This is a genomic window from Flavobacterium rarum (SeqCode) (genome assembly GCF_965234445.1).
Taxonomy (GTDB): domain Bacteria; phylum Bacteroidota; class Bacteroidia; order Flavobacteriales; family Flavobacteriaceae; genus Flavobacterium; species Flavobacterium rarum.
In genome coordinates, this window is the sequence record NZ_OZ248502.1 from 266,068 (window position 1) to 282,433 (window position 16,366).

At 36.0% G+C, this 16,366-nt stretch carries 13 protein-coding genes, 2 tRNA genes and 2 rRNA genes; 3 read left to right on the forward strand and 14 right to left on the reverse strand.

Features of this window, described 5'->3' with window-relative positions; genetic code table 11:
- Positions 1 to 15: 15 nt before the first annotated feature.
- Both AC8GF4_RS13660 and AC8GF4_RS13665 read right to left on the reverse strand, forming a co-directional pair.
- On the reverse strand, positions 16 to 738 hold the full coding sequence (locus AC8GF4_RS13660; protein ID WP_506595446.1) for a methyltransferase domain-containing protein: 723 nt from the start codon (positions 736 to 738) through the stop codon (positions 16 to 18).
- A gap of 47 nt (positions 739 to 785) precedes the next feature.
- Entirely contained in the window at positions 786 to 1,916 is a 1,131-nt protein-coding gene (locus AC8GF4_RS13665) for an NAD(P)/FAD-dependent oxidoreductase (protein WP_506595447.1), read from the reverse strand.
- Positions 1,917 to 2,095: 179 nt separating this feature from the next.
- On the opposite strand from AC8GF4_RS13665, the gene dnaX reads away from it, so the two are divergent.
- Positions 2,096 to 3,181, forward strand: a complete 1,086-nt coding sequence (dnaX, locus tag AC8GF4_RS13670) for a DNA polymerase III subunit gamma/tau (protein WP_506595448.1) — start codon at positions 2,096 to 2,098, stop codon at positions 3,179 to 3,181.
- A 64-nt stretch (positions 3,182 to 3,245) separates the two neighbouring features.
- Here the strand turns inward: dnaX and AC8GF4_RS13675 are convergent, their stop codons facing one another.
- The gene (locus AC8GF4_RS13675; RefSeq protein WP_506595449.1) at positions 3,246 to 3,434 is read right to left on the reverse strand and encodes a hypothetical protein; all 189 of its coding nucleotides are present in this window, start codon (positions 3,432 to 3,434) and stop codon (positions 3,246 to 3,248) included.
- Between the two features lie 58 nt (positions 3,435 to 3,492).
- Here AC8GF4_RS13675 and AC8GF4_RS13680 point away from each other — a divergent pair, with 58 nt between their 5' ends.
- Both AC8GF4_RS13680 and AC8GF4_RS13685 read left to right on the forward strand, forming a co-directional pair.
- Entirely contained in the window at positions 3,493 to 3,867 is a 375-nt protein-coding gene (locus AC8GF4_RS13680; RefSeq protein WP_506595450.1) for a DUF8439 domain-containing protein, read from the forward strand.
- A 116-nt stretch (positions 3,868 to 3,983) separates the two neighbouring features.
- A complete protein-coding gene (locus tag AC8GF4_RS13685) occupies positions 3,984 to 4,541 on the forward strand; it encodes an acetate uptake transporter (RefSeq protein WP_506595451.1) in 558 nt (185 codons plus the stop codon).
- 231 nt (positions 4,542 to 4,772) lie between these two features.
- On the opposite strand, the gene AC8GF4_RS13690 is transcribed toward AC8GF4_RS13685, so the two are convergent.
- The 11 genes from AC8GF4_RS13690 to AC8GF4_RS13740 form a co-directional block, all read right to left on the reverse strand.
- Positions 4,773 to 5,816, reverse strand: a complete 1,044-nt coding sequence (locus AC8GF4_RS13690) for an o-succinylbenzoate synthase (protein ID WP_506595452.1) — start codon at positions 5,814 to 5,816, stop codon at positions 4,773 to 4,775.
- Positions 5,817 to 6,020: 204 nt separating this feature from the next.
- Positions 6,021 to 7,226 (reverse strand): tetratricopeptide repeat protein, encoded by a 1,206-nt coding sequence (locus AC8GF4_RS13695; protein ID WP_506595453.1) that lies wholly within the window; start codon positions 7,224 to 7,226, stop codon positions 6,021 to 6,023.
- A gap of 146 nt (positions 7,227 to 7,372) precedes the next feature.
- Positions 7,373 to 8,050 (reverse strand): metal-dependent hydrolase, encoded by a 678-nt coding sequence (locus tag AC8GF4_RS13700; RefSeq protein ID WP_506595454.1) that lies wholly within the window; start codon positions 8,048 to 8,050, stop codon positions 7,373 to 7,375.
- Positions 8,051 to 8,136: 86 nt separating this feature from the next.
- Positions 8,137 to 9,099, reverse strand: a complete 963-nt coding sequence (gene menA / locus AC8GF4_RS13705; RefSeq protein WP_506595456.1) for a 1,4-dihydroxy-2-naphthoate octaprenyltransferase — start codon at positions 9,097 to 9,099, stop codon at positions 8,137 to 8,139.
- 90 nt (positions 9,100 to 9,189) lie between these two features.
- Complete coding sequence (locus tag AC8GF4_RS13710) at positions 9,190 to 10,710, reverse strand: PH domain-containing protein (RefSeq protein ID WP_506595457.1); 1,521 nt, start codon at positions 10,708 to 10,710, stop codon at positions 9,190 to 9,192.
- On the reverse strand, positions 10,710 to 11,225 hold the full coding sequence (locus tag AC8GF4_RS13715; RefSeq protein WP_506595459.1) for a PH domain-containing protein: 516 nt from the start codon (positions 11,223 to 11,225) through the stop codon (positions 10,710 to 10,712). The genes AC8GF4_RS13710 and AC8GF4_RS13715 overlap by 1 nt, the downstream gene beginning before the upstream one ends.
- A gap of 88 nt (positions 11,226 to 11,313) precedes the next feature.
- Complete coding sequence (locus AC8GF4_RS13720; protein WP_506595460.1) at positions 11,314 to 12,144, reverse strand: 1,4-dihydroxy-2-naphthoyl-CoA synthase; 831 nt, start codon at positions 12,142 to 12,144, stop codon at positions 11,314 to 11,316.
- A 372-nt stretch (positions 12,145 to 12,516) separates the two neighbouring features.
- Positions 12,517 to 12,626 (reverse strand): 5S ribosomal RNA (rrf, locus tag AC8GF4_RS13725).
- 152 nt (positions 12,627 to 12,778) lie between these two features.
- Positions 12,779 to 15,669 (reverse strand): 23S ribosomal RNA (locus AC8GF4_RS13730).
- 193 nt (positions 15,670 to 15,862) lie between these two features.
- Positions 15,863 to 15,936 (reverse strand) — tRNA-Ala (locus AC8GF4_RS13735).
- A gap of 150 nt (positions 15,937 to 16,086) precedes the next feature.
- Positions 16,087 to 16,160, reverse strand: a tRNA-Ile gene (locus AC8GF4_RS13740).
- Positions 16,161 to 16,366 lie beyond the last annotated feature (206 nt).

Below are 16,366 nucleotides of genomic sequence, written 5' to 3' on the forward strand. Positions count from 1 at the left end.
GCTATTATATTTTAATCAATTTTGATTACTATTATCTACTATCCATTGGTACCGAAAAGCCCACTTCCATTCAATACAGTATTTTTTAAACTCTAACTTTTCTGAAAAAGCAACCAATTCCTCTTTTTTAAACCCTCTTAAAATAGAAGTTAAACCATCTTCTCTTGACATATTATTCAATCCAAAAACAAAACATAATGCTTGAAACAAACGATAGGCTATAAGACTTCTTTGCAAATCGTTAATAACAAAACCAATTTTTGAATTATTCTTAAAAACAGTCAAAAGCGTAACTATTTCATCGTTTTTAAAATGATGTAAAGTCAAAGTACAAAGTACTATATCATATTTTAAATCATTAAATGATTCACTAAATATGTCTTCACATTTATAACTGATATTTGGATAATTTTCAGACAAATCACTTGCGTAATTTATTGTGTAACTATTAGCGTCAATCCCTATTAAAACCAAATTAAAATTATGCTGCAAACCAAATTCGGCTAATTTTCGCAACATATCACCATTACCACAACCTACATCTACAATAGTTATTGGACTTGAATTTGTTTTTTTTTGAAGCAATTGCTTAACACCCTTCAAAGTCAATTGATTCCCTCCTAAAAGCTGATTTATACTTGCAATTTTATCCAACGCGTCCTTCAACTCTTCACCCTCCAATGAAAAATCATCCATTATTTCAGGTTCATCTGTTCTATACTGTGTATTTATGAGCACTAATTTTATTTTTTTAAATTAAAATTACTATTGCTAAAAAAAAAGCATTAATCAATAGCAATTAACTTACCATGTGTTTGCTTAATAATAATTGGTATTAAAAATGGAAATTTAATCATTATTTTCATCAAAAACTTGTAAAATTTTTGTTTTTGGAGGATAAATGTTAAAATACGTCCCGTTTTTATTCTATTCTCAAAATTACCTTTCCATTCCTGAATATACCTTTTCTCTAATTCTTCACGTGATTTTATTTTATTTTGACAAAATTCACCAACCAATTCAGAAACTATTTTAGCACTGTGAATTGCCATTGCCATTCCATTTCCACACAATGGATGGATCAATCCAGCGGTATCACCGATCATTAAAATATGATTTTCTATTGTTTCTTTTTTACCAAATGAAATCTGACTAATCGATAATGGAGCCTCAAAAAGAATTTTACTCGTTTCAAAAATCAATTTCAGATGCGGATTCTTCATTACAATATGTCTTTGGTAATCCTCTATATTTTTAAATCTTTTAAAAGACTCATAACTTGCCAAATAACAAATATTTATAGTATCATCCTCTACTTTTGAAACCCCACAATAACCACCTTCAAAATTATGTAAACCAACCAAATCATTTGGAAATTCTCCCGAATAATGAGCTTTTACTGCTAACCAATGTGATTTTTTTTGAACAAATGACCGTTTTAATTTTTGATCAATATTGGATCGTTTACCGAAAGCGCCAATTACAATCGAAGAGGAGAAAGTCCCACTTTTAAAAGTTGAAATTGTAAAACTATCTTTTTTAAAAACAACATCATCTACACTATCTTGAATGATTTCACATCCATTTTCGATGGCTTTCTTACCTAAAAAAGCGTCTAATGCATATCGACTAACACCAAACCCACCAAGAGGCAGATCACAATAAACAATTGTTCCATCTGCAGTTGAAAACTCTAGTTTCGATATATGAGTTGGATTTAATTCGGATATTTTTATCGAAAGCCAATCCAAATAAGGAAGTATTTCATTTGAAACGTATTCTCCGCAAACTTTATGTTTTGGATATTCATTTTTTTCGATCAAAATAACTTTTAAGCCAATCTTAGACAAATGTATGGCAGCTATTAGTCCAGCCAACCCGCCACCAATTATTATAATCTTTATAGAAACATCCATAGAAAAGTCATTTTTAAAACAATTAGCCATTAATACATGGTGAAAATACACAAATGATTTTTGAAAATAGAATTGAAGTGATAATTTCACAAGAAAATAACAACCCTAAAAAAATTAAAAATTTGGAACTTGTTTTTTGATTTTTCAAGCCTTATATTTGCTTTCGAATAAAAAAACCTATGGAACAATTTGTAGTATCGGCACGTAAATACCGCCCACAAACATTTAAAGATGTGGTGGGACAAAAATCGATTACAAACACGTTACTGAACGCCATAGAAAACAATCATTTAGCTTCCGCGCTATTATTTACAGGACCTCGAGGTGTTGGAAAAACTACCTGCGCTCGAATATTGGCCCGAAAAATCAATCAGCCGGGTTATGATGATCCGAACGAAGATTTTGCATTTAACGTATTTGAACTTGATGCTGCTTCGAACAATTCCGTAGATGATATTCGAAATTTAATTGATCAAGTTCGTATTCCTCCCCAAACAGGGCAATATAAAGTATATATTATTGATGAGGTCCACATGTTGTCTTCAGCAGCTTTTAATGCTTTTTTGAAAACATTGGAAGAACCGCCAAAACACGCCATTTTTATTTTAGCGACAACGGAAAAACACAAGATCATCCCAACTATATTATCACGATGTCAAATATTTGATTTCAAAAGAATTACAGTAAAAGACGCCAAAGATCATCTTGCTGATGTCGCTACTAGTCAAGGTGTCGTTTTTGAAGATGATGCTTTGCATATTATTGCTCAAAAGGCAGATGGAGCCATGCGTGATGCTTTGTCTATTTTTGATCGAGTAGTTTCTTTCTGCGGAAATAATTTAACTCGTCAGGATGTAACTGAAAATTTAAACGTTTTAGACTACGAAACTTACATCAACATCACCGATTTAATTCTGGAGAATAAAATACCAGACTTATTGATGGCTTTTAATGATATACTTGCTAAAGGTTTTGATAGCCATCATTTTGTATCAGGATTGGCAACTCATTTTAGAGACTTATTGGTCAGCAAAACGCCTTCTACCCTTGTACTACTTGAAGTTGGTGAGCAAGCACAAAAAATGTACGGAGTTCAAGCACAAAAATGCAATCAAGATTTTTTATTAAAAGGAATAGAAATTGCCAATGATTGCGACTTGAAATACAAAGCCAGCCAGAATCAACGACTGCTAGTCGAACTTTGTTTGATGCAACTTGCCTCTATCACTTATGATGGAGAAAAAAAAAAGTTGAACAATTTATAATTCCACCTACCTATTTTAGAAAAGCACCAGATTATTCAATTGCCGAAGTTACAAAGGAGAAACCTCAGGCTTTCATTGATAATAAAGTAAACACCGAAACTGCTTCAAAATTTGAACTATCTGATACTATTTCAAACTCTGAAATCGCTAAACCAGTTGTTACATCTATAGAAAAATCAACTGCTGCAAATATTTCAAATGAAAATCCACAAAGTAATGAACCAAAAATTCCTGCATTATCACTTTCTAGCATAAGAGCAAAAAAGGCTTTACAAGAAAACCTAAAAGGATTTGTAAAAGAAACAACTCATTTGCCTACAGAATCTTTTACTGAAACAGATATGCTTTTGCAATGGACCAAATATGCACAACGCTTGGGTAGCAAAGGGTATAAAATCATGGAATCTTTGCTTTTAATCAATGACCCAAAATTATCAGGTACGGACATTACTTTTGAACTTCCAAACGAAGGGTCTAAGCTTGATTTTGAAAGTGAATTGATTGGACTTTTAGGACATATGAGAAGTCATTTACACAATCACGATATTACAATTTCTGTTAATGTAAACGAGAGTATAGAAATAAGAAGAAGTTTTACTGATCAAGACAGATACAACAGACTACTGGAAATAAATCCAAATATTGAATTATTGAGAACTACTTTTGGTTTGGATTTAGATGCTTAAATTTAATGTTTTTAGAAGTAAATATTTTCTATCGTATAATGATGTTTTTATATCAATTGATTACAAATTTTAACCGTATTTTTAAATTTTACAACTAATTTTAATAAAAACTAAAAATGGAAAATAAACTAGCTAATCCTGCCCCTTTAGGCCTTCTCGGTTTTGGAATGACCACAATTTTACTAAACCTCCACAACATGGGTTTTTTCCCAGTCAGTGCTGTAATCATTTCGATGGGAGCTTTTTATGGTGGATTAGCACAAATTATTGCAGGAATATTATCTTTTAAAAACGGAAAAACATTTGCAGGAACTGCTTTTACCTCCTATGGTTTTTTCTGGATCACTTTAGTCGGAATTTGGCTTTTACCAAATACAGGATTCGAAATGGCCGGAGCAACACCAGCCCCGTTTTTTGGATGTTATTTAACTATTTGGGGGATTTTTACTGCCTTTATGTGGTGGGGAACTTGGGGTGGTAGTAAAGTACAACAATTTGTTTTTCTCTCATTGACCATTTTATTTTTCCTTTTGGCAGTATCAAAATTCACTGGAAGCGAAACCATTTTAGTAATAGCAGGAGGCCTTGGCATAATTTGCGGAAGTAGTGCTTTTTATTTGGCAATGGCAGAACTTTTAGAAGAAGTAAAAAACAAAAGAGTATTACCTTATTAATATTCAATTCTTCAATATCATACAAAAGGCTCCAAAAATCATTCTTTTGGAGCCTTTTTCAACTCAACTTTTAGTTTTATTTAACATATTTTATTTGGGCGAGTCCCTACGTAAAAACTTCGGGTCGCGCTGTCCGTTCCCGCTTTTTTTGACCCCTTAAAAAAAAGGTGTCAAAAAAGAGCTCCACTTCCATCACTTTCGCAAAAAGATGTTTTTATTAGAATCTGAAAATTAAAACGAATCAATATCTAAAAACCAATTTAATTCTTTATTGTACCACAGTTGCCCTTTTGAAACTTGCAAAGGACAGTCAAAATTATTGGTGTATAATGATCCTGTTCCTAGTCCTTGAGGCATCGAATTGTTAAACAAAAAAGTCCATTGCGAAATAGCATTCAATCCGATATTACTCTCCAAAGCAGAGGTTATCCACCAACCAATATTATACTTTTCAGCCAAAGAAATCCACTCTTGGGTACCGCGGAATCCACCCACAAAACTAGGCTTTAAAATGATATATTTCGGCCTAATTTTGATTAATAATTCTTCTTTTTCAGCAACAGAAAATACACCAATCAGCTCTTCATCCAAAGCAATAGGAAAAGGGGTGGCTTTACACAGCTCTGCCATACTGTCAGTATTGTTTTTCTGAATAGGTTGCTCTATACTATGTAGCACAAATTCAGACAGTTGATTCAATTTACATAAAGCTTCATTTAAATCAAAAGCGCCATTGGCATCAACTCTTATTTCGACTTGTTCTGGGGTAAAATGTTGCCGAATATAACGCAATAATTGCAGTTCTTTATCAAAATCTATAGCTCCTATTTTGAGTTTTACACATCGAAAACCATCGGCTAATTTCTCCTCGATTTGTTGCTTCATAAAAATGGCTGAACCCATCCATACCAACCCATTGATGGTAATCGATTTTGTACCATTTGTGAAGTCTGATGGAAAGAGTAAAAAAGGAGTTTCACTAGCCAAAGACAGGAACGCCATTTCAACTCCAAACTGTATGGATGGAAACTCAATTAAAGCTTCCCAAAGTTGATCTTTACCAAGATGAATATTAGCACACGTCCATTGCAATTTTTCTTCATAATCGGGACGATCGTCACTACTCAATCCTCTCAAAATGCCACACTCCCCAATTCCTTTTTTATCGTCTTGCTCCAAAACAATAAACCAGGTTTCTTTTTCGGTCATCACTCCTCGAGAAGTTCCAGATGGGCGTTTGAAATTTAAAATGTATTTTTGATAGGTTGCTAGCATATTTTATAGATCAATAAGAAATGATTAATTCAAGACAAAAACTATTTTAAAAAAAAAGAAGGTATTTATTATTCCTGCAAAGTATTTTTCGAAACCTTGTTGTTATCACATAAGTTTCAATTCATACCTACAAGGTTAAAAAAAACCTTGCAGGATAAGCACAAACAGAGAATTACCCACCGAAAACTAAAAACCACAAACTGACTATTCTTTAATCAACTTCAATACTCTCTCAAAATCTTCATTCTGAATTCCTACTTTCTGAAAAGCCTTGAAATCCAGCTCGGTTTTTTGAACCCAACTCAAACTATCAGTAACGTTTTGATTTTGGTATTTCTTGTAGATTTTTTTTGCCTCTTTGTAATTGTCATTTAATAAATAGGCATGCGCCAAATTCAATTGTAACAATAACTCTGTACTATCTAGTTTTTCGCCGTCTTGAAGATACTTTAATGCTTTTCCGTATTGCTTGGTCAACAAATAACAGCTTCCTATTGCATTATAATCTAAAACCGTAGCTTTACCATCGTTTACAATTACCACTAATTTCACAATTGCATCTCCATATTTGGCTTTTTTCATCAAAAGTAATGCTTGGTTACGTAAATCAGCATAAATTGCACTAGAAGTGCTGGTTTCGCCAAAACAACTGTTTCCTGAATCTTTAAAAGCTTTGGATCGCTCTACAGTCAATAACTTTTGAAACTCCTGATACCTGTACTTCGTTTGAATTTTATCCAAAACGCATACGCAAAAATCATCCGAATTTGTCATTTTTTGTGCAAAATTGGATGTTTTGCATTGCTCAATAATATATTTTCGATTATCCAGACTCCAGCCTCGGCTTAATTTATTATCTACCCAAGGCACAACTTCCAAAATAATTTTTTGCTTCATGATCCAGTTCTTGCTTTCAAAACCAAACCATAAGGCTGTTCCGTTTCCATTCAAACAAGTCGATTTTTCAACAGAAAGCCGTTTGGCATCTTTACTGACTGGTTCGTCCTGAACCAAACAGGATTCCATTTTTTTTCCTGAATCTTTGTATTCTAAAGCCAATTTATCGGATGAAAAAATAGCGTAGGTACATTTATCGTCACCAGAGATTTTAGACAAAACAAAAACTGCTCCAGCTGAACCCTGACTGATTCCGGTAGGATCGGGAATTGTTTTTAGAACCGAAACCAAACTGCTGGCCAATTGCTGATTTTCGTCCAAAAGGGTGATTCTATAGACAATTTCGGTGGTTCCGAGCGGTAAATCTTCGGTTTTAATGACAATACGGTCTCTAGCAGAAACACTAATTTCTTTGGTTGTCGATCTGTCTTTATCCCAATAACCGTCTTGTTGAGAGAAAGTGTTAATGGTGAATTGAAGTGCAATCAATAACAGAAAATATTTTTTTTTCATTATAAAAATATTGGTCTTTCTTTAAAATAAAAGATATTAAATAACGGAATGTCTTAGCCCTGATGGGAACGACATCCTTTTGTGCCGGTCCCAATAGCTATCGGGAGGCACAAAAGATATAGTGGACAGTAGGAAATTGCTCCGAATTATAATTCGATAAAACTTCCGATTTCGAGCAACATTAAGTCTTTTCCTTTGTCGAAGAATTTTTTGATAGCTTGCTCATGATTGATTTTGATGTAACCAAATGTATCGTAATGAATACCAAGAATTTTATCGCAAGCTACAAAATCGGAGGCTATTATGGCGTCCTCAATATCCATTGTGAAGTTATCACCAATTGGCAAAATTGCTAAGTCAAGTTTGGTTCGCATCGGAATTAGTTTCATATCCATTGTAAGTGCGGTGTCACCAGCAATGTAAATGTTTTTATGTTCGCCCTCGATTACAAAACCGCCTGGATTCCCTCCATACGTCCCGTCAGGGAAAGAGCTCGAGTGAATGGCGCTAACATATTTTAGTTTTCCAAAATCGAAATTCCAGCTTCCGCCGTGATTCATTGGGTGTGTTTGAAATCCTTTTTTACCATAATAACCAGCAATTTCAGCATTCGAAACAATCACCGCATTGGTTCTTGACGCAATGTATTCGACATCGAGAATATGATCGCCGTGAGCGTGTGTCAACAGAATAAAATCGGCTTTCAGATCGTTGATGTTAATATGCGATGCCTTTGGATTGGCCGAAATATAAGGATCTACAAGAATGTTTTTACCACTAACTTCGATTCCCAAAGAGGCGTGGCCGTAGAATGTTATTTTCATTTTAGTATCAGTTTAAAATATTAGAAAATATTACTTTATTTGATTTTGAATTTGCTATTGACATTGCCATTGATTTTTGAAATCAATTATCGTCCTCCTAAGAAAACATTAACAAAAATATCCGAAATCAAAGAAATCATGCATAGCGATAATAATATCGAAAGTAAAAAAGTACTCAAGGCTACTTTCTTTAATTCAGGATCCAATAATTTCGGATCTTGATTTTTGGACACAGTAATTAAATGTTTAGTTAAAGGAATGTATGCCAATAAAAATAAATATTGATCAAAACGAAAATCACTTAATATAGCAAAAGCAACTACCGAAATCATAGCTGAAATAATTAGGGAATAATGGTATTTTTTGGCTTTTTCGGCACCCATTTTTACCACAACGGTATTCTTACCTGATTTGGCATCTGATGCTTGGTCACGCATATTGTTCAAATTCAACACACCGACACTCAATAATCCAATTGCAGTAGCTGGCAAAATAAGTATTAAATCCAATTGTTTTGAATATAAAAAGTTAACCCCCAAAGTACTCACTAAACCAAAGAATACAAAAACAAAAATATCTCCATACCCCTTATATCCATATGCCGAATTGCCTACGGTATAACGAATTGCAGCAATTATAGCCATAATTCCTAAAGCAAAAAAGAATAAGGAATACATAAGATTTGTTTCTCCAAAAGCAACAAAAATCAAGAAAATTGCCGAAAACAAGGTTAGAATCGATGTGATTACCAAAGCACGTTTCATTGCTTGAGGTGTTATCACACCACTTTGTATGGCTCGTTTTGGTCCTACTCTATCGTCATTGTCGGTTCCTTTTATACCATCGCCGTAATCATTGGCGAAATTCGAAAGTACCTGTAAACCTAAAGTCGTCAATAACGCAAAAGCAAATATTTCCCAGTTAAAAACATCTGTTGGCGTTAATACATTTTCAGTAGGGTTTGCTAATGCATACATACTACCTACGATTATTCCAGAAACAGATAATGGTAATGTTCTTAATCTTGCGGCTTCAATCCAGTGTTTCATTATATTTTTTAATTTGTTTAAAGTTTAAATTGTTTAAAAGTTTAAATAAAAACTTCTAATCTTTATTTTCTATTCTCTAACTACTTTTCGTTACATCCAATTACTATCGGAAGTTTCGATTTCGTAAAGCCAAAGATTGACGTATTGTTTTATTGCTGTAAAATTACCCAATTGAAAACTAATATTCCCTCCTGCGGTATGTAAAGTTAAAGAACCAATATTGATATTTTTATGCCAAAATAGTTGTGAAGTTGTAATCGCTTGAATTTTACTGGGTATAATAATTTTATTTGTAACATCCCAAGCGCCGCTTTGCAGAATTATAAAATCCTCATTAATATAAAAACGATTGTTTTTGAATGCAAAAAACTGAATTATACCAACAAAAACGACAAATAACAGTACCAAATAATCAATCATTGGCAATTGCTCTATTATCAAGTCTCTCACAAAAAAGAATCCCAACAACGGTAATCCAATAGTCAAGAAAATAGAAAACCCGAGTTTTCTAAAATTAGGTTTAAGCATTACTCCTTTTTCGGGAATCTTTTGAAACAATAATTTTAATATCGCATCTTTTTCTAGTTTGTCACAACCTGGAATTTCGATAGCGAGTTTATGATCCTCTTTTTCTCCACCTGTTGCTTGTTTAATTTTAAGATGTAAAACGTTCAACTTCTTTTGAAAAAAATTCTGAGTTACACTTGTAATTTGAACCTTTTCGGGTTTTAGAATTGTACTTTTAGTATTCAACAATCCGTATGAAAGAAGCAAAGAACCTTTTTGTCGAGTAATTTTATAATCAAAATAAGTTAAGATTATTTTAACTAAGTTAATAACAATAACAGCCAAAAAGAAAAAGATAAATAGCAATAAAAATGCAGTAGCAACTTGGCTTTTATCCACATAATCTTCGATGTTTTCATCTTGCAAAACGTCTCTTCCTGTAATTTGTTTAATATGATCGAAAATTGTAAAAAAGAAAGCCAGTAATACAAAAAAGCTTTTTACATAATTGGATGTAATGCCCATTTTCAATAAACTCAAAAAACTGATTTTTATAAACGGAGCTTCAGTATCAATAGTTTTTTCAGTTAACATTTCATCTGAAGTACTAATTGAATCATCGAAATTTACAGTTTTTTTATTTTCATTCTCCAATAAACAGGCTTTTAAGTCCAATGCCAATTCATGTGAAATGGCTCTAATATTCCCTTCTTTATTATTGGATCCAGCCGTATCGACAGCCAATTCATAAACGCCAACCAATCTTTGAATTAACGACTGATTGATATTAACTTGTTGAATTTTATAAAGTTGTATCGTTGTTTTTGTTTTGTTGAAAATGCCTTCGGATATAATAAACTCCTCATTTTTTTGATCGATATAAAAAGTGAAGTTCAAATATTTCAAATACGAAACGAAACCAATAATTGTAAAAACAGCAATTGTTCCTACCAATAAATATCCTTTATTAATTTCATCAAATTTAAAAATCCAAATCACTAAAATAGGCCATAAAGCTTTTGCATATCCTTGAAGTGTATAAGCAAACACAACAAAAATCCCTACAATAGATTGTCTTTGGGGTTCATTGAAATCGGCTCCCATTACAATTGTTTTTGAATTTTACCCATCAAAAGTTGTTTGATGTTTTCGGCTTGTTCTTTGGCAATTCCAGGGATTTCTATATCACTTGAAGCACCTCCAGCAGTGAAGATTTGAATTTTGGCTAAACCAAAAAAACGAGAAATTAACCCTTCATGTAAAGCTACATGCTGAACTCTGTTATATGGAATTACCATGGTATTTGTCGCTATCATTCCATGTCGAAACAACACATCGTGGTTTCTAAATGCAAATCCTTTTTTCTTGAAACTTATTCTCGAAAAGAAAAGAACCAAAAATACTAAAACTCCAAAGCCAATACTGAGTTCCAAAATAAAAGGAAAAAGCTCCATATTAAAAAATAACAAAAGTCCAACTCCTGACCCAATAATCAAAAAAAATACAGCTAGGTTTATCAATGTTACTTTCCAATAATCAGGATGCAAAACAGATAATGATACAACTTCAAATTTAGGAAGTTGAGTAGTATCAATAGTTTCGTTTGTGAAGTCTTCCATTTCTTTTTTTCTAACTAAATATAAAATTAGGGTTTCAAATCGCAAAACTTGAAACCCTTAAACTACTTAAAACTCTTAAACTATTTTTTTAAGGCAACCATTTTTTTTCGAAATTTGGTTTGCGTTTTTCAAGGAATGCATTTCTACCCTCTTTAGCTTCTTCGGTCATATAAGCTAATCTTGTTGCTTCACCAGCAAATACTTGTTGCCCCACCATACCATCATCGGTAAGATTCATGGCAAATTTAAGCATTTTTATAGCCATCGGTGATTTTCCAAGAATTTCCTGCGCCCATTCGTAAGCAGTATCTTCCAATTCAGCGTGTGGTATAACGGCATTCACCATTCCCATATCCATTGCTTCCTGAGCAGAATAATTGCGTCCCAAAAAGAAAATTTCTCTTGCTTTTTTTTGCCCTACCATTTTGGCAAGATAAGCAGAGCCGTAACCACCATCAAAACTAGTCACATCGGCATCAGTTTGTTTGAAAATAGCATGTTCTTTACTCGCCAAAGTCATATCACAAACTACATGTAAACTATGTCCACCACCAACAGCCCAACCCGGAACTACCGCAATAACCACTTTGGGCATAAAACGAACTAAGCGTTGCACTTCAAGAATATTCAAACGATGTTGACCGTCATCACCCACATATCCTTGGTGACCACGAGCGTTTTGATCTCCTCCACTACAAAAAGAATACACACCATCTTTTGATGATGGTCCTTCGGCTGAGAGCAAAACTACTCCTATAGAAGTATCTTCTTGTGCATCATAAAAAGCCTGATACAATTCGGATGTTGTTTTGGGTCTAAAAGCATTGCGTACATCAGGTCTGTTAAAAGCAATCCTGGCAACACCATTGCATTTTTTATAGGTTATATCTTCAAATTCTTTGGCAGTTATCCAATCCATTCTTTTTATTATTAATAATTATAGTGTAAAAATAAGGCATTTTTTAAACTTCTAATGTAAAAACTATTTATTAATTGGTACAAAAAGTTTGAGCGTACCACCAGTAAGAAACTAGGTTATTTAATTAACGCTTATTCGCCCAAATTCTAAAATGTTTTCGTTAAGTAAACGTCACATCGATAACTCGCTTCCATCACTCACGCGTGAGTAATAATTATTTATGTGTAATTTACTTACAAAAGTATTTTTAAAAATTTTATTATACACACTTATTAATACATTACCAAAAAAATGGAAAATTCGTTTGAAGCTAAAATTTATTTTTATAACAAAAAAAAATCCTATTCAAATTAATGAATAGGATTCTTTAAAGAAAGGCGACGACATACTCTCCCACATAACTGCAGTACCATCTGCGCAGGCGGGCTTAACTACTCTGTTCGGGATGGGAAGAGGTGAGCCCCGCCGCAATAACCACCTTAAGGTCGTATTGCAATGGGTAATTGACTTTTGTCAATTAACATTACATAATATCTTAACATACTGAGATAAAGAATATAAAAAGCCTTGACTTGCTTTGAGCAAAGTTTAAGGGAGAAAGTTTCTTCCCCCGATTTTCATCGGGGGAAAAGGTGTACATAAGCTTACGGGTTATTAGTACTACTCGACTATGACATTACTGCCTTTACATCTATAGCCTATCAACGTAGTCATCTCCTACGACCCTTAAAAGAAATCTCATCTTGTGGTGGGTTTCGCGCTTATATGCTTTCAGCGCTTATCCCTTCCAAACGTAGCTACTCTGCGATGCTCCTGGCGGAACAACAGATACACTAGAGGTTTGTCCAATTCGGTCCTCTCGTACTAGAATCAGATCCACTCAAATTTCTTGCGCCCACAGTAGATAGAGACCGAACTGTCTCACGACGTTCTGAACCCAGCTCGCGTGCCACTTTAATGGGCGAACAGCCCAACCCTTGGGACCTTCTCCAGCCCCAGGATGTGACGAGCCGACATCGAGGTGCCAAACCCCCCCGTCGATATGAGCTCTTGGGGGAGATCAGCCTGTTATCCCCGGCGTACCTTTTATCCTTTGAGCGATGGCCCTTCCATGCGGAACCACCGGATCACTATGCTCTACTTTCGTACCTGATCGACCTGTATGTCTCTCAGTCAAGCTCCCTTATGCCATTGCACTCTACGCACGGTTACCAAGCGTACTGAGGGAACCTTTAGAAGCCTCCGTTACTCTTTTGGAGGCGACCACCCCAGTCAAACTACCCACCAAGCAATGTCCCCCGCAATCGCGGGGTTAGGCCTCAGATAAACAAAGGGTTGTATTTCAACAATGACTCCACAACGCCTAGCGACGCCACTTCACAGTCTCCAACCTATCCTACACATCATTTATCCAAGGTCAATACTAAGCTATAGTAAAGGTGCACAGGGTCTTTTCGTCCCACTGCGGGTAAACGGCATCTTCACCGTTACTACAATTTCACCGAGCTCATGGCTGAGACAGTGTCCAGATCGTTACACCATTCGTGCAGGTCGGAACTTACCCGACAAGGAATTTCGCTACCTTAGGACCGTTATAGTTACGGCCGCCGTTTACTGGGGCTTCATTTCAATGCTTCCCCGCCGAGGCGGGTGACATCTCCACTTAACCTTCCAGCACCGGGCAGGTGTCAGGCCCTATACTTCATCTTACGATTTTGCAGAGCCCTGTGTTTTTGATAAACAGTCGCCTGGACCTCTTCACTGCGGCCAGCATTGCTGCTGGCGACCCTTCTCCCGAAGTTACGGGTCTATTTTGCCTAATTCCTTAGCCATGAATCTCTCGAGCACCTTAGGATTCTCTCCTCGACTACCTGTGTCGGTTTGCGGTACGGGTACTTATAATCTGAAGTTTAGAGGTTTTTCTTGGAAGCCCTTAGGTGTACTATCTCTTTGTCCGAAGACTCCGAGTACTATCGTATTTCCCCAAGCCGCGTGGATTTGCCTGCGCAGCCTATAGGTAGGTACTTCAACGAACTATTCCGTCAGTTCGCGACACTTTCATCACTCCGTCACCCCATCACAATTATAACTAGTACGGGAATATTAACCCGTTGTCCATCGACTGTCCCTTTCGGGTTCGCCTTAGGTCCCGACTAACCCACAGCTGATTAGCATAGCTGTGGAAACCTTAGTCTTTCGGTGTGCGGGTTTCTCGCCCGCATTATCGTTACTTATGCCTACATTTTCTTTTCTAACCAGTCCAGCATACCTTACGATACACCTTCAACCCTGTTAGAATGCTCCCCTACCACTTGTAATAAATTACAAATCCATAGCTTCGGTAATATGTTTATGCCCGATTATTATCCATGCTCGTCCGCTCGACTAGTGAGCTGTTACGCACTCTTTAAATGAATGGCTGCTTCCAAGCCAACATCCTAGCTGTCTGGGCAGACAAACCTCGTTCTTTCAACTTAACATATATTTGGGGACCTTAGCTGATGGTCTGGGTTCTTTCCCTCTCGGACTTGGACCTTAGCACCCAAGCCCTCACTGTACGGAAACATTATATAGCATTCGGAGTTTGTCAGGAATTGGTAGGCGGTGAAGCCCCCGCATCCAATCAGTAGCTCTACCTCTATATAACTTTCTGCCGTACGCTGCACCTAAATGCATTTCGGGGAGTACGAGCTATTTCCGAGTTTGATTGGCCTTTCACCCCTACCCACAGGTCATCCGAAGACTTTTCAACGTCAACCGGTTCGGACCTCCACACTGTGTTACCAGCGCTTCATCCTGCCCATGGGTAGATCACACGGTTTCGCGTCTAACACTACTGACTAAAGCGCCCTATTCAGACTCGCTTTCGCTACGGATCCGTGGCTTAACCACTTATCCTTGCCAGCAACGTTAACTCGTAGGCTCATTATGCAAAAGGCACGCCGTCACCCCACGAAAGGGCTCCGACCGCTTGTAAGCGTATGGTTTCAGGATCTATTTCACTCCGTTATTCACGGTTCTTTTCACCTTTCCCTCACGGTACTGGTTCACTATCGGTCTCTCAGGAGTATTTAGCCTTAGCGGATGGTCCCGCCAAATTCAGACAGGATTTCTCGTGTCCCGCCCTACTCAGGATACCACTATCTATTACACTTATTACTTATACGAGGCTATCACTCTCTTTGGCTCTACTTTCCAGTAGATTCTAATTCTTTGTGCATAAAATGTCGTGGTCCTACAACCCCAACATTGCCGTAACAACATTGGTTTGGGCTAATCCGCGTTCGCTCGCCACTACTTACGGAATCACTTTTGTTTTCTTCTCCTCCGCCTACTTAGATGTTTCAGTTCAGCGGGTTTGCCCACCTATCGGTGTACTATGTCTTCAACATAGTGGGTTGCCCCATTCAGGTATTTACGGATCATACGATGTGTGCTCGTCCCCGTAACTTTTCGCAGCTTATCACGCCTTTCATCGCCTCTGAGAGCCAAGGCATCCCCCATACGCCCTTATTTTGCTTATTGTACCAATCGTAAAATCAATTACGACCGTTTTGTTTCGTCTTACTAAATAAATAGTAAAACTGCTTTCTACTTTTTATTATTTCTTATCTCAATATGTCAATGAACTTCTTCTTTTTTAGAATAAAGAACATAGAGTTTAGAGAATAGACTTAGTCTATATTCTTTTTTCTATATTCTATCTTCTTAAAGATAGTGGAGAATAACGGAGTCGAACCGTTGACCTCCTGCGTGCAAGGCAGGCGCTCTAGCCAGCTGAGCTAATCCCCCATGTTTTAGTAGGCAGTTATCAGTCGCAGTTTGCAGTTTGTAACGTGCTCACTTCAATGTGATTTCACTCTTCTTCTAAAATTTCCTTTAATCTATATATGAACGTCTTTTGTCTTAATACTTAATTCTAAGTACTTAATACTTTTTTTGTTGTCTCGGACAGACTCGAACTGTCGACCCCTACATTATCAGTGTAGTACTCTAACCAGCTGAGCTACGAGACATCAGTATTGTAGATTTTTGATTTCTGATTTTAGATTCCACTCCCTAGAGCAATCTAAAATCTAAATTCTTAAATCTTAATTTATTTAAATTAACAGCAAGAGTAATATAATCTCATTATTTGTTTCCTCTATTCCTTTTCGTCTTCTTTCTTTAGCGTGTATAAATACTAACACTAAAGCTCTAGAAAGGAGGTGTTCCAGCCGCA